Consider the following 16,004-nt stretch of genomic DNA (forward strand, 5'->3'; position numbering starts at 1 on the left):
GAGCGGGCTTACTCGCAATCCAGCAGCCCAGCTTTCCTGACGCACCGCTGTAGTTCCTTTGCGAGCAAGTCCGCTTTCACCAGATTTACCCCAGCCCCAGCATCAATCCGCTCAGCCGTTTGACCTTGCGCTGCACAGCCTCTTCGAAGACGCCGGTGCGCGGCTCGACCAGGCTGAACCAGTTTTTGGCCCGGGTAATACCGGTGTAGATCAGCTCTTTGGTCAGTACTGGGTTGAGCGCCTCGGGGAGCACCAGCGCGGTGTGGGAGAACTCCGAGCCTTGGGATTTATGCACGGTCATGGCATAGACCGTTTCAACATCATTGAGTCGACTGGGCAGTACAAAGCGAATTCCGCCCTGCCCGTCGTTACGGGCGAAAGCCACTCGCAGTACATGATGCGGGGTCTGGCCATCACGTTCAGGGAGCTTGAGGGCGATACCGATATCGCCGTTCATCAGGCCAAGGCCGTAATCGTTGCGGGTCATCAACACCGGACGGCCTTCGTACCAGTGCTGGTCACTGTCGATCAGCTTGCGGGCAAACAGGGCGCGGGTGATGCGCTCATTCAAGCCTTCGACACCCCAGGGGCCCTTGCGCACTGCGCAGAGCACTTGAAAGGCCTCGAACGCGTGCAACACATTACCTGCCCATAGTGCCCAACAAGGGTCCTCAAGACCGGTCTCGGCAGGAGGGCGCTGCTCACGCAGTACCTCAAGGTAATGCCGATAGCCTTTGGCTTCAGTACCGCGCCCTTCCAGTGCCAGACGCTCAAAGCCACGGTCTTGCTCGCCCTTGAGGGGTAATGCAAAAAGATCGGCATGGCTACCTGCCGCCAGCAAGGCCCGTGCTTCGCGGGGCAGTTGCTGGTTGACCAGCCGCGACAGCTGACCAATGCCGCTGCCTTCACCAAAACGGCGCGAGTGACGCAGCATGACCACTTGCTGGGCCAGTGGATGCGAACCCTCCAGATCTTGTTGCAAGTCACTGTTACCCAGGTTCTCGCCGCTGACCTGCTCAAGCCAGGCACGGGTTTGCGGGGTGTACCAGCCCGCCTCGGCATCGCGGCACAAATCGCCCAGTACCGCGCCGGCTTCAACCGACGCCAATTGGTCCTTATCGCCCAACAGCACCAGCCGCGCATGAGCAGGTAATGCATCGAGCAAGTTGGCCATCATTTCGAGATCGATCATTGACGCTTCGTCGACCACCAGCACGTCCAGCGGCAGGCGATTGCCCGCGTGATGACGGAAGTGGCGTGTGCCGGGGCGACTGCCGAGCAAACGGTGGACGGTGGTCACGTCACTGGGGATTTTTTGCCGAACCTTGTCGTCCACTTCAAGGGATTTGACTTGCAGGCTGATTGACTCGGTCAGGCGCGCGGCCGCTTTACCGGTCGGTGCGGCAAGGCGAATTCGCAAGGGCGCCCCCGCTTCGACCGCCGGGGCTTGAAGCAAGGCCAGCAAGCGCACCACTGTGGTGGTTTTGCCGGTACCTGGCCCCCCCGTAACAATGCTGAAAGCGCCTCGTGTGGCCAGAGCGCAGGCCAATTTTTGCCAGTCAATCGGCGCATTCTGTGCCGGGCTACCGAATAAGCCGTTCAACCGTGCAGGCAAATCATCAGGCGTAGCTTCAACCTGTGTCAGACGTTGGCGCAAGGCGCTATCGATCCGGCGCTCATAGGCCCAATAGCGGCGTAAATACAGCCGGCGCTCACTCAGCACCAATGGCCGACTGGCCGCATCTGCCGACGGCTGGCCCGCGTGCTCAACCAACGGGCTGGCTTGCAGGGCCCTGCACCACGCGTCACCTCCCAACGCCTCAAGCAACTGCGAGGGCAGCAGCATGGCGCCGGTTTGCACATCGCCTTCGGGTGGTAAGGAGAGTGCAAAGTCGGGCTCCTTCAGCGTCTCGAACAAATCAAGACAGACATGGCCGTGGCCCAACTGATGGCTGGTCAAGGCTGCCGCCAACAACACCAGGGGGTCACCTTGAGGGTCGCGCTCATGCAGGAAAGCGACGAAGGCTTTATCCAGTGCGCGCAGCCAGCCGCGCTCGACCCAGCGTTCCAGCAACAGCAGCAGATCTTCAGCACGGCTCAACGGTTGCAGGAGGGCAAGGCTTTCAGCCGTCAACGGCGTAGGCAACAGTTCAGCAAACGAACGACTCATAACAACACTCCCTGTTCCCACGCCGGTTCAGCTGTTTTCGGTAAAGGTTTGCCCTGGAACATCAGGTCCAGACTTTCGATCAATAGTCGGGGGGGCCGGGTGAAGTACACGCCCTGCCCCTGAGAACGGGTGCCACGCAAAAACAGATACAGCGCACCGCCCATGTGTTGGTCGTAGTCATAGTCGGGCAATCGCGCCTTGAGCTGACGATGCAAGGCCAGCAAGTACAAGACGTACTGCAGGTCGTAGCGATGATCCAGAATCGCGGCAGTCATCGCTTGCTCGGTGTAGGCCGAATCGTCAACGCCCAGCCAGTTGGATTTGTAGTCCGCCACGTAATAGCGACCCTGGTGTTCGAAAGTCAGGTCGATAAAACCCTTGAACATGCCATTGAGCAGGCTCGGCTCGGCTCCGGCACGCGGCGCGCCGCCATGGGTGTGCTGACGTACCAGTGTGTCCAGTTGCACCACATCGACTTTGTGGCTGGCAAACCAGAACTCCATTTCGATCTGGTACTGGCCAAGTTCACTCAGTACGACCGCCGGCTGGCCATTATTCAGACGCAACGGTTCGTCCTGCAGATGCTGCAGCCAGTCGCTCAGGGTCTCGATCCAGCCTTGCCAGCCACGCCGGTTGCAGCGTCGCGCCACAGCGTCGCTGATTGCTTCGGGTGTTGCCTTGAAGCCCTCGCTGCCCGCCCACTCAAGCAAGCCGTGCAGGAAAGTCCCGGGATTGGGCCCACGTGGGAAGCGGTGTATATCGCCACCACTGAGTAACACTTCGCGGGGTGCATCAGGATCGAGTCGCTCGTCGTCCGAGAGCTTTTGCGCCAGTGCGCTCTCGGGAGCCTCGGCAGGACTGAGGCTGTCACCAATGCGCAATGCGCTGTAGGAAGCGATCCACCAGTTTTCTGCAGCCCGGCGCGTCGGAATCCGGGGCTCAAGCAGGGTGGCCTGGTTAAGCGGTGGGTAAAAGTGCGCCTCGCAAGCGGCTGGTACCGGCTCAAACTGTATGGCGGCGCAGTCTTGCTGAGCCTCTGCCAGCCAGCTCTGTAACCCGACCGATTCGGCCAGCGTGGCTCCGCCGCCCAACAAATACCCCAAAGCTGAAAGGTGCAGGATCGAACGATTGTTGTTACCGCGCTTGAGGTCGGCAACTCCCAACCAGCAAGCATGCTGAGCGCGGGTCAGGGCCACGTAGAGCAGACGCAAGTCTTCGGCCAGACGCTCGTCATCCGCTTGGGCGATCAGCTCTGGCGTCGGCGTCAGGCTTACGTGGGCATTGCCCGCAGCGTCGTGGTAATGCAGCGGTAAACGGCTGCCATCCACGGGTTTTGTTGAACAGATGAACGGCAAGAACACCAATGGGTATTCCAGTCCCTTGGACTTGTGGATGGTCACTACTTTGACCAGTTGCTCGTCACTTTCAAGGCGCAAGATTTGCTCTTCGCCCGCCTGCCCTGACAATGCCAGATGCTCGGCCAGATGGCGGATCAACGCCTGCTCGCCATCCAGTTCGGCTGCAGCCTGTTGCAGCAGTTCGGACAGGTGCAGCACGTTGGTCAGCACGCGCTCGCCATCGGGGCGGGCGATCAGGGCCTGGGGCAGTTCGAAGTCATGCAGCATGCGGCGCAACATGGCGAGCACCCCTTGCTTGCGCCAGATTTCACGGTAGCCCCGGAACTGCATCACACGTTTTTCCCAGGCCAATTCGTCCTGGTTCAGACGCTCCAGTTCAATCAGCGGCAGGTCCAGGGTGATGCAGGCCAGCGCAGCACGCAGCGGACGCTCTACGTCCGGTTCGGCGCAAGCCTTGAGCCAGGCCAGTACATCGTGTGCTTCCTGCGCCGCGTAGACCGAATCCTTATCCGACAGGTAAACGCTGCGTACACCACGGATCGATAACTCTCGCCTGACCGACTGCGCTTCCTTACCGTCACGTACCAAAATGGCGATATCCGCAGGCAACACGCCGCGCACGATTTCGCCGTCTTTGGCGAAACCGCAGCGGCCTTGTTGACCGCCATTGAGCAGCTCAACAATCTGGCTGGCACAGACTGCCGCCAGTTGCTGACGATAGATGACGCCCGACACGGGCTGCTCGGAAGGCAATTGCCAGAGGGTTAATGCCGTAATCGGCTTGCCATCAAGCTGTAGGACTTCTTTACGTCCTTGAGATTTGACCGACACAAAAGGCACAGGATTTTCAGAACCTTCGCGGAATAAAAAGGCGCCTCGCCCGGTATCGCGTTGCTCGGCCCGCTCAAAGACGTGGTTTACCGCCTTGACCATTGCGTGGCTGGAACGGAAGTTGGTGTCCAGCGTATGTAAACGTCCACTGGTGGCGTGACGTGCGCGCAGGTAGGTGTAGATATCGGCCCCGCGAAAGGCATAGATCGCCTGTTTAGGGTCGCCAATCAGGAACAGACCCGTGTCGGGGCTGTTGTCTTCAATCCGGTAGATAGTCTCGAAGATACGGTACTGCACGGGATCGGTGTCTTGAAATTCGTCGATCAAAGCCACCGGAAACTGTTCGCGAATCAAGGTCGCCAGGCGCTCGCCGCCTTCGGCCTGCAATGCAGCGTCAAGGCGCAGCAGCATGTCGTCGAAGCCCATCTCGGCACGGCGGCGTTTTTCCTCTTCAAAGCGCACGCTGACCCAGTTCGCCGCATGTTGCAGAACCGCGGCGTCTGGAGTGGGCAAGGCATCGAGCGCAGCCTTAAGGCCCTGCATGGCGTCCAGCCCCGGGTGCTGCGGGGGCGAGCCCTTCCAGGCTTCGGCCATGCCATCGGGGGTCAGACGCGTGAAGCCGGTGCCAAGGTCGAGTTGCTCCTGAGTGTCGTCAGCAGCCCAGGTGCTGAGTTTTTCAAACCAGGGTTCGAAATAACGGGCCTGCATTTTGCGACCGTCGACGGTTTTGCTCGCCACGGCTTGCAGGCAGATATCCCGTAGTTCTTGTGCCCACAGCAACCAGGGCGTTTTGAGCTGGGCCAAGGCCTGGCGACGCTCTTGCAAACAGGCTTCAATCATTTGCGCCGGAGTCTGCTGCTCTTTGGCTGGCTGACGTGAGCTGCCAAACAGTGCACGCACACGCGGTAACAAGGCGGCGGGGCCACTCCAGTTGGCGCGCACCCAGTTCAGCGCATCGCCCTGCATGGGGTAGCAAAACAGCCGCCAGTAATCGCGCAGCACTTCGCCCAGCAAGTCGCTGTGGTCGGTTTCCAGGGTCTGGGTAAACAGGCTGCCGCTGTCGAAGGCATGCTCGCGCAACATGCGCTGACACCAACTGTGAATGGTCGATACGGCAGCCTCGTCCATCCACTGAGCTGCGATGTCGAGGCGTCCCGCGCAAGCGGCCCACTGCTCGGGAGCAAACTGTTCACGCAATTGCTCGACAAGAGCATCCGGGGCTTCGATCTCGCCACGAAAGAACCGGGCAGCCTCTGCCAGCCGGGTACGGATACGATCGCGCAGCTCTTTGGTGGCAGCATCGGTGAAGGTCACGACGAGAATTTGCGGCGGTAACAGTTCACGCCCAAAGCCAGATGCTTCGCCGCCATGACCCAGGATCAGCCGCAGGTAGAGCGCCGAGATGGTAAAGGTTTTGCCGGTGCCGGCGCTGGCTTCGATCAGTTGGCTGCCACGTAGGGGGAAGGCCAAGGCCAGCGGTAATGTTTGCTCGCTCATTAGCGGGAAGCCTCGCTGTTTAATGAACGCCAAGGCGCATCAAAAAGGGGTCGATAGAGGGCATCGCACCACTCTTCAAATTCTTCAGCGGCCATCAGGGCAGCGTAATCAGGAAACTGTCTGGCCAGAGCCGCGCTTTCGCGGCGTTCGCCGTCACTGGTCTGGCCATCACCTTCGTAGGCTTTTTGTGCCGCAGCATCGGCCTTGGCCGGGTCTGTTTGTGCCAGCCAGGCAAAGGCCGTTTTCACCGCAATGGGCAGCGGATGGCTCATGCCGACTTTCCAGGCCACCAGCAAGTTACCCAAAATATCGCGGGCCTGTTTGGCATCCAGAGGGTCGAGCAGCAACGTGTCATCGCTGGCCACCAGTGCGGTCGACATCTCCAGACCACTGGCACACGCCGCCAGATGGTTTACCCACGGCCGTGTCAATCGATGCCATTTGCGGGTTTTAATCGCACCAATGCTGTTAGGAATGGTGGTGATGGACAGTAGGCCTTTATCGCTGCGTTGATGCAGGTTACTGAGCCAGCCTTCAAGGATCAGACCGTGGTCTTCAAAGCTGATGGGTAGCGCGCTGTTCAACGGCGTAGGCCAAAGGGCCAGTAGCTGTTGATAACGTTGCAATACATCCGGTAATGGCTCGATCAGTTCTTGTTGCAGGCATTCGCCAAACCCGGCCATGGGCAGCAGGCCGCTGCCTTGCAAACGCAAAGCGCGGTTATGCAAGGCGCTTTCAAGCTGGTCGGGCTGTGCCAGTGCGGCTTCAAGCAAGCTGTCGCTCAGGGTGTAGCGTTGCAGCGCATCGAGTACGAAAGGTTCTTCATCTGCCAAAGGCACCTCGGCTGCTTCGAAGAATACTTTCAAGCGCTGACTAAAGAAGTGACGCACAGGGTTGCGCAAGAAGTCCTGCAACTGCGTCAGATTTAGTGGCTCCTCCTGCTCGTGCGCTCCTAGCGTACCCGGCGGAACCGGTTGCGGTTGTGGCGCGTGCAATCGCTGCCATTCGCGGGCATAACTGAACAGGTTGGGGTTACCTTCGTGGAAATAACGGGTGCTGAAGGGCTGCAACGGATGCTCTTGGGTCATGGCGTCGAGCAGCTCATCGCCCCCTTGCAGTTGCCAGCCATTGGCCAGGTGATCACGCAGTTGGCCGATCAGGACACACGCCGGGCGCTCGCTGTTGTCGCGAATACTGCGCCCTACCCAGCTGATATAGAGCTGATCGCGGGCGGAAAGCAGCGCTTCGAGTAGCAGGTATCGATCATCCTCGCGGCGGGAACGGTCACCAGGGCGATAGTCGCTGCCCATCAAATCGAAATCCAGCGGCGGTTGTGCACGCGGGTAGTCGCCGTCATTCATACCCAGCAGACACACCAGCTTGAAGGGGATGGCACGCATCGGCATCAAGGTGCAGAAATTGACTGCACCGGCAAGGAAACGCTGTGAGAGTTTTCCTTGGTCAAGCCCGGTGAGCCAGGCTTCACGTACGACCGTCAGCGGTAACTCATCCTGCAAGCCAACCAGCTCACAGGTTTCAAGCCAGGTTTCGCGCAACTCTTCAAGCTGGGCCAGCAGATAGTCGTCGTGCTCGGTTTCGGCCTGGAAAAACAGTTGTACCAGCGCTTGAAGGCGCACACCCCATTGCTGCGGCAGTGCAGGTCGGGAGAGTTCTTGATGGGCGATTTCAAGGGCATCGAGCAAGGCCACAAGCGGACCAATCAGTACGGCATCCAGGCCACCAATTTCATCGTAGGGCTCAATGCCATCGCAGGCTTCGCCGCTGCCCACGGCATATCCGAGCAGCATGCGACGCAGGCCAAATCGCCAACTGTTTTGCTCCAATTGCTCTGGCAAACCCAGGCCTGCACGTTGCTCAGCGTTCAACCCCCAGCGAATTCCCGCACCTTCGATCCAGCGATGCAGGGTGGGCAAGTCGCGCTCCTGGACGTTGAAGCGAGCACGCAGTGAAGGGACGTCGAGCAAGTCGAGGATTTCACTGACCGGGAAACGGCTGTCAGGCAACTTGAGCAGATGCTCAAGGGCGATCAGCAACGGGTCTCGGCCACGCTGGCCCTGGTCAGCCAAGGTGTAAGGAATAAAGCGGCGATCATCGCGGTCAATCTGACCGAATACGGCGCGGATATGGGGTGCATAGCTGTCGACATCCGGCACCATCACAATCACATCCCGCGGTTGCAATTGTGGGTTTTCGCTAAATCTTGCGAGTAGCTGGTCGTGAAGAATCTCGACTTCTCGCTGAGCACTGTGGGCAATGTGGAAACGGATTGAACGGTCCTTTTCCAAATCGACAGCGGGCCATAACTCGCGGGTTTCGTTCAGGGGGCGCAGTTCAAGAATGTCGTCCTGCAGCTGGTTGAGCAGGTTGAGTGGTTCGACTTCGCTGAACAGGTCAATGCGGCCATCACGAAAGGCGGCACGGTAGCTGTTGGGCTCGTCGTAGCTGTCGAGCAGGTTAATGTAGTCGCGACCTTGCTTGCCCCACGCAGCCAGCAGTGGGTGTGCGTGTTGATGCAAGGTATCCAGATCAAGTGCTGTAGGCATTCCGCTCTTGCGGGCCTGGCGTTTGTACTGATGGCGCAGTAGATCTTTATCGGCAACGATGTCAGACCAATGATGGCGGCATGGGTTGTGCACGCACAACAGTACTTGGCTGAAACGGGCGAGCCCCGCCAGAGCTTCTAGCGCTTGGGCGGGCAATGAAGAGATACCGAAGACGATGACTCGGGCAGGTAAACCGGGAGGGGCTTGCTCAAGGCTGCTGATTTTGTCCATGAAGCGCTGGTGAACACCGGCTCGGCTCTGGGACATGCCCTCCTCACCTACATCCAGCAGTAGCGCACGCCACAGTTCGGCTTGCCAGCAGTTGGCCGGGCTCAAAGCCGGGCTTTCGCCTCGGGCATTGCGCAGTTGATGCCGGCCAGCGGCCCAGTCTTCGAGCCAATCGGCACGGTAGACCTGATATTGGTCGAACAGGTCAGCCAGGCGCTCGGACAATTGATAGCGTTTGCGCAAATCAGTGTCGTGCGTCAGGAAGCGCTGCAGCGGCTCGAAGTGCGGTTGATCGATGAGGGCTGGCAGCAGGCGCATCAGACGCCAGGTCAGCGGGCCTTTATCGAGCAGGGACTTGGCGGGGATTTCTTCGCTGCCTAATACCAGTCGATAGAGCTGCCACAAAAAACTGCCGGGCAACTGCACGTCCACTGCTGCCGCAATACCGCAGCCGCCAAGGTCATCGTCCTGAGCGTCTTCGGCGAGGGCCAGCTTCAACCATTGGGCGATGCCATTGCTCTGCACCAGAGCGATTTCATTCTCCAGGGGAGCCAGGGGATAGCGCCGCATCCAGCTGACGACCAGGCTACGTAACTCATCAAGGCGGTTACCGTGAACCACCATAAAACCCGCATTGAGGGGCGTAGCAACCGGCATGACGGCATCCTTAGGAGAAGGCAAGATCCAAAAGCGAACCTTAACATTGCTCGGCAAGATGGGTGGAGTGCAAGCTTAAAGACAGTGCGTGGGACTGGGGAGTATCGAGCGATGTATTAGAAGTGCGCGTGCCACACCTTTTCTCGCCACAAAAACAAACCCCCTGTCTGCTAACGCAGACAGGGGGTTTGGAATTTAATCTTGACGATGACCTACTCTCACATGGGGAAACCCCACACTACCATCGGCGATGCATCGTTTCACTGCTGAGTTCGGGATGGGATCAGGTGGTTCCAATGCTCTATGGTCGTCAAGAAATTCGGTAGCCAGGTCGTTTACCTTTCGGTTTACGCTCCAGCGAATGGGTATGTAATAGTTGGTGTTTTGTGAGTCGCAAACTTTCGGTTTGTATCGTCTTCACACACCGCAATCTGGTCTCTTCGACGCAAATTGCTTGGGTGTTATATGGTCAAGCCTCACGGGCAATTAGTATTGGTTAGCTCAACGCCTCACAGCGCTTACACACCCAACCTATCAACGTCGTAGTCTTCGACGGCCCTTTAGGGAACTCAAGGTTCCAGTGAGATCTCATCTTGAGGCAAGTTTCCCGCTTAGATGCTTTCAGCGGTTATCTTTCCCGAACATAGCTACCCGGCAATGCCACTGGCGTGACAACCGGAACACCAGAGGTTCGTCCACTCCGGTCCTCTCGTACTAGGAGCAGCCCCTCTCAAATCTCAAACGTCCACGGCAGATAGGGACCGAACTGTCTCACGACGTTCTAAACCCAGCTCGCGTACCACTTTAAATGGCGAACAGCCATACCCTTGGGACCGGCTTCAGCCCCAGGATGTGATGAGCCGACATCGAGGTGCCAAACACCGCCGTCGATATGAACTCTTGGGCGGTATCAGCCTGTTATCCCCGGAGTACCTTTTATCCGTTGAGCGATGGCCCTTCCATACAGAACCACCGGATCACTAAGACCTACTTTCGTACCTGCTCGACGTGTCTGTCTCGCAGTCAAGCGCGCTTTTGCCTTTATACTCTACGACCGATTTCCGACCGGTCTGAGCGCACCTTCGTACTCCTCCGTTACTCTTTAGGAGGAGACCGCCCCAGTCAAACTACCCACCATACACTGTCCTCGATCCGGATAACGGACCTGAGTTAGAACCTCAAAGTTGCCAGGGTGGTATTTCAAGGTTGGCTCCATGCAAACTGGCGTTCACACTTCAAAGCCTCCCACCTATCCTACACAAGCAAATTCAAAGTCCAGTGCAAAGCTATAGTAAAGGTTCACGGGGTCTTTCCGTCTAGCCGCGGATACACTGCATCTTCACAGCGATTTCAATTTCACTGAGTCTCGGGTGGAGACAGCGCCGCCATCGTTACGCCATTCGTGCAGGTCGGAACTTACCCGACAAGGAATTTCGCTACCTTAGGACCGTTATAGTTACGGCCGCCGTTTACCGGGGCTTCGATCAAGAGCTTCGCGTTAGCTAACCCCATCAATTAACCTTCCGGCACCGGGCAGGCGTCACACCCTATACGTCCACTTTCGTGTTTGCAGAGTGCTGTGTTTTTAATAAACAGTCGCAGCGGCCTGGTATCTTCGACCGGCATGGGCTTACGCAGTAAATACTTCACCCTCACCGGCGCACCTTCTCCCGAAGTTACGGTGCCATTTTGCCTAGTTCCTTCACCCGAGTTCTCTCAAGCGCCTTGGTATTCTCTACCCAACCACCTGTGTCGGTTTGGGGTACGGTTCCTGGTTACCTGAAGCTTAGAAGCTTTTCTTGGAAGCATGGCATCAACCACTTCGTTGTCTAAAAGACAACTCGTCATCAGCTCTCGGCCTTAGAATCCCGGATTTACCTAAGATTCCAGCCTACCACCTTAAACTTGGACAACCAACGCCAAGCTGGCCTAGCCTTCTCCGTCCCTCCATCGCAATAACCAGAAGTACAGGAATATTAACCTGTTTTCCATCGACTACGCTTTTCAGCCTCGCCTTAGGGACCGACTAACCCTGCGTCGATTAACGTTGCGCAGGAAACCTTGGTCTTTCGGCGTGGGTGTTTTTCACACCCATTATCGTTACTCATGTCAGCATTCGCACTTCTGATACCTCCAGCAAGCTTCTCAACTCACCTTCACAGGCTTACAGAACGCTCCTCTACCGCATCACCTAAGTGATACCCGTAGCTTCGGTGTATGGTTTGAGCCCCGTTAAATCTTCCGCGCAGGCCGACTCGACTAGTGAGCTATTACGCTTTCTTTAAAGGGTGGCTGCTTCTAAGCCAACCTCCTAGCTGTCTAAGCCTTCCCACATCGTTTCCCACTTAACCATAACTTTGGGACCTTAGCTGACGGTCTGGGTTGTTTCCCTTTTCACGACGGACGTTAGCACCCGCCGTGTGTCTCCCATGCTCGGCACTTGTAGGTATTCGGAGTTTGCATCGGTTTGGTAAGTCGGGATGACCCCCTAGCCGAAACAGTGCTCTACCCCCTACAGTGATACATGAGGCGCTACCTAAATAGCTTTCGAGGAGAACCAGCTATCTCCGAGCTTGATTAGCCTTTCACTCCGATCCACAGGTCATCCGCTAACTTTTCAACGGTAGTCGGTTCGGTCCTCCAGTTAGTGTTACCCAACCTTCAACCTGCCCATGGATAGATCGCCCGGTTTCGGGTCTATTCCCAGCGACTAGACGCCCTATTAAGACTCGCTTTCGCTACGCCTCCCCTATTCGGTTAAGCTTGCCACTGAAAATAAGTCGCTGACCCATTATACAAAAGGTACGCAGTCACCCAACAAAGTGGGCTCCCACTGCTTGTACGCATACGGTTTCAGGATCTATTTCACTCCCCTCTCCGGGGTTCTTTTCGCCTTTCCCTCACGGTACTAGTTCACTATCGGTCAGTCAGTAGTATTTAGCCTTGGAGGATGGTCCCCCCATATTCAGACAAAGTTTCTCGTGCTCCGTCCTACTCGATTTCACTGTAAAGATGTTTTCGCGTACAGGGCTATCACCCACTATGGCCGCACTTTCCAGAGCGTTCCGCTAACATCAATACAGCTTAAGGGCTGGTCCCCGTTCGCTCGCCACTACTAAGGGAATCTCGGTTGATTTCTTTTCCTCAGGGTACTTAGATGTTTCAGTTCCCCTGGTTCGCTTCTTAAGCCTATGTATTCAGCTTAAGATACCTAACTTATGTTAGGTGGGTTCCCCCATTCAGACATCTCCGGATCAAAGTCTGTTTGCCGACTCCCCGAAGCTTTTCGCAGGCTACCACGTCTTTCATCGCCTCTGACTGCCAAGGCATCCACCGTATGCGCTTCTTCACTTGACCATATAACCCCAAGCAATCTGGTTATACTATGAAGACGACATTCGCCGAAAATTCGCATGCTCAATTAAGAGACACTCACAAATTTTACCTTAGCCTGAATAAACACCAGTGAAAGTGTTATCCAGTCTAACTTTCTATTACATACCCAAATTTTTAAAGAACGATCTAATCAAAAGATCAGAAATCAACATTCACCATCGTTTGATGGAATGCTCATTTCTAAGCTTTACGACACAGAAGCAAGTTATGGTGGAGCCAAACGGGATCGAACCGTTGACCTCCTGCGTGCAAGGCAGGCGCTCTCCCAGCTGAGCTATGGCCCCATATTTCTACAGGCTTTTTACACAAAATTGGTGGGTCTGGGCAGATTCGAACTGCCGACCTCACCCTTATCAGGGGTGCGCTCTAACCAACTGAGCTACAGACCCAATTTTGGTCTGCTTCTATCGTCTTCTTCAATGAATCAAGCAATTCGTGTGGGAACTTATGGAGCAGCTGATGTCGTCGATTAAGGAGGTGATCCAGCCGCAGGTTCCCCTACGGCTACCTTGTTACGACTTCACCCCAGTCATGAATCACACCGTGGTAACCGTCCTCCCGAAGGTTAGACTAGCTACTTCTGGTGCAACCCACTCCCATGGTGTGACGGGCGGTGTGTACAAGGCCCGGGAACGTATTCACCGTGACATTCTGATTCACGATTACTAGCGATTCCGACTTCACGCAGTCGAGTTGCAGACTGCGATCCGGACTACGATCGGTTTTATGGGATTAGCTCCACCTCGCGGCTTGGCAACCCTTTGTACCGACCATTGTAGCACGTGTGTAGCCCAGGCCGTAAGGGCCATGATGACTTGACGTCATCCCCACCTTCCTCCGGTTTGTCACCGGCAGTCTCCTTAGAGTGCCCACCATTACGTGCTGGTAACTAAGGACAAGGGTTGCGCTCGTTACGGGACTTAACCCAACATCTCACGACACGAGCTGACGACAGCCATGCAGCACCTGTCTCAATGTTCCCGAAGGCACCAATCTATCTCTAGAAAGTTCATTGGATGTCAAGGCCTGGTAAGGTTCTTCGCGTTGCTTCGAATTAAACCACATGCTCCACCGCTTGTGCGGGCCCCCGTCAATTCATTTGAGTTTTAACCTTGCGGCCGTACTCCCCAGGCGGTCAACTTAATGCGTTAGCTGCGCCACTAAGAGTTCAAGACTCCCAACGGCTAGTTGACATCGTTTACGGCGTGGACTACCAGGGTATCTAATCCTGTTTGCTCCCCACGCTTTCGCACCTCAGTGTCAGTATCAGTCCAGGTAGTCGCCTTCGCCACTGGTGTTCCTTCCTATATCTACGCATTTCACCGCTACACAGGAAATTCCACTACCCTCTACCATACTCTAGCTTGCCAGTTTTGGATGCAGTTCCCAGGTTGAGCCCGGGGATTTCACATTCAACTTAACAAACCACCTACGCGCGCTTTACGCCCAGTAATTCCGATTAACGCTTGCACCCTCTGTATTACCGCGGCTGCTGGCACAGAGTTAGCCGGTGCTTATTCTGTCGGTAACGTCAAAACACTAACGTATTAGGTTAATGCCCTTCCTCCCAACTTAAAGTGCTTTACAATCCGAAGACCTTCTTCACACACGCGGCATGGCTGGATCAGGCTTTCGCCCATTGTCCAATATTCCCCACTGCTGCCTCCCGTAGGAGTCTGGACCGTGTCTCAGTTCCAGTGTGACTGATCATCCTCTCAGACCAGTTACGGATCGTAGCCTTGGTGAGCCATTACCTCACCAACTAGCTAATCCGACCTAGGCTCATCTGATAGCGCAAGGCCCGAAGGTCCCCTGCTTTCTCCCGTAGGACGTATGCGGTATTAGCGTCCGTTTCCGAACGTTATCCCCCACTATCAGGCAGATTCCTAGGTATTACTCACCCGTCCGCCGCTCTCAAGAGAAGCAAGCTTCTCTCTACCGCTCGACTTGCATGTGTTAGGCCTGCCGCCAGCGTTCAATCTGAGCCATGATCAAACTCTTCAGTTCAAACATCTTTGGGTTTTTAAGAAACCCTAAACTTGGCTCAGCAATCGTTGGTTACATCTTTGATTTCTCGCGGAGTAACTTGTGATGCTGATAATCTTGTTGACTATCAGTCTGACTCCACAAGCACCCACACGAATTGCTTGATTCAGTTGTTAAAGAGCGGTTGGTTTAGCTTTCGCTGAACCGAGGCGCGCATTCTACAGCAGCCTCTGTTGCTGTCAAGCGGTTATTTTAAGATGTTTTCAAAGTTTCCTCTGTAACATCAACCACTTGCGCTTTCGATCTCTCGTTAGCGGGAGGCGAATTCTACAGCGTTACACGCTGCTGTCAACACCTTATTTCCTGCTTCTTTCGATTGAGATAATCGAGGTGTTAGCCAGGCAAATGGCCTGATTAACAGCACAGGCTTTTTACAAAGCTTGTACTTATACAAAAACAAAATCCCCGTCTGCGCGAGCAGACAGGGATTTTGGAATTTAATCTTGACGATGACCTACTCTCACATGGGGAAACCCCACACTACCATCGGCGATGCATCGTTTCACTGCTGAGTTCGGGATGGGATCAGGTGGTTCCAATGCTCTATGGTCGTCAAGAAATTCGGTAGCCAGGTCGTTTACCTTTCGGTTTACGCTCTAGCGAATGGGTATGTAATAGTTGGTGTTTTGTGAGTCGCAAACTTTCGGTTTGTATCGTCTTCACACACCGCAATCTGGTCTCTTCGACGCAAATTGCTTGGGTGTTATATGGTCAAGCCTCACGGGCAATTAGTATTGGTTAGCTCAACGCCTCACAGCGCTTACACACCCAACCTATCAACGTCGTAGTCTTCGACGGCCCTTTAGGGAACTCAAGGTTCCAGTGAGATCTCATCTTGAGGCAAGTTTCCCGCTTAGATGCTTTCAGCGGTTATCTTTCCCGAACATAGCTACCCGGCAATGCCACTGGCGTGACAACCGGAACACCAGAGGTTCGTCCACTCCGGTCCTCTCGTACTAGGAGCAGCCCCTCTCAAATCTCAAACGTCCACGGCAGATAGGGACCGAACTGTCTCACGACGTTCTAAACCCAGCTCGCGTACCACTTTAAATGGCGAACAGCCATACCCTTGGGACCGGCTTCAGCCCCAGGATGTGATGAGCCGACATCGAGGTGCCAAACACCGCCGTCGATATGAACTCTTGGGCGGTATCAGCCTGTTATCCCCGGAGTACCTTTTATCCGTTGAGCGATGGCCCTTCCATACAGAACCACCGGATCACTAAGACCTACTTTCGTACCTGCTCGACGTGTCTG

General features: G+C 55.8%; 3 protein-coding genes, 2 tRNA genes and 5 rRNA genes (1 of these 10 running past the window's edge). All 10 read right to left on the reverse strand.

The window, feature by feature from the left end; all coding sequences use genetic code 11:
- Positions 1-85: 85 nt before the first annotated feature.
- On the reverse strand, positions 86-2,170 hold the full coding sequence (gene recD, locus RGV06_RS11640; protein ID WP_322150039.1) for an exodeoxyribonuclease V subunit alpha: 2,085 nt from the start codon (positions 2,168-2,170) through the stop codon (positions 86-88).
- Positions 2,167-5,856 (reverse strand): exodeoxyribonuclease V subunit beta, encoded by a 3,690-nt coding sequence (gene recB, locus RGV06_RS11645; RefSeq protein WP_322150040.1) that lies wholly within the window; start codon positions 5,854-5,856, stop codon positions 2,167-2,169. Before recB ends, recD begins: the two co-directional genes overlap by 4 nt.
- A complete protein-coding gene (recC, locus tag RGV06_RS11650; RefSeq protein ID WP_322150041.1) occupies positions 5,856-9,305 on the reverse strand; it encodes an exodeoxyribonuclease V subunit gamma in 3,450 nt (1,149 codons plus the stop codon). Before recC ends, recB begins: the two co-directional genes overlap by 1 nt.
- A 199-nt stretch (positions 9,306-9,504) precedes the next feature.
- Positions 9,505-9,620: ribosomal RNA gene (gene rrf, locus RGV06_RS11655) — 5S ribosomal RNA — on the reverse strand.
- Between the two features lie 150 nt (positions 9,621-9,770).
- Positions 9,771-12,662, reverse strand: a 23S ribosomal RNA gene (locus RGV06_RS11660).
- 247 nt (positions 12,663-12,909) lie between these two features.
- Positions 12,910-12,985: transfer RNA gene (locus RGV06_RS11665), tRNA-Ala, on the reverse strand.
- 28 nt (positions 12,986-13,013) lie between these two features.
- Positions 13,014-13,090 (reverse strand) — tRNA-Ile (locus tag RGV06_RS11670).
- An 81-nt stretch (positions 13,091-13,171) separates the two neighbouring features.
- Positions 13,172-14,708: ribosomal RNA gene (locus RGV06_RS11675) — 16S ribosomal RNA — on the reverse strand.
- A 480-nt stretch (positions 14,709-15,188) separates the two neighbouring features.
- Positions 15,189-15,304 (reverse strand): 5S ribosomal RNA (rrf, locus tag RGV06_RS11680).
- Between the two features lie 150 nt (positions 15,305-15,454).
- Positions 15,455-16,004, reverse strand: a 23S ribosomal RNA gene (locus RGV06_RS11685) (it continues 2,342 nt past the right edge of the window).
- Together the 16S, 23S and 5S rRNA genes with 2 tRNA genes alongside form the textbook arrangement of a ribosomal RNA operon.

The organism is Pseudomonas sp. CCI3.1 (assembly GCF_034313985.1).
Taxonomy (GTDB): Bacteria; Pseudomonadota; Gammaproteobacteria; order Pseudomonadales; family Pseudomonadaceae; genus Aquipseudomonas; species Aquipseudomonas psychrophila.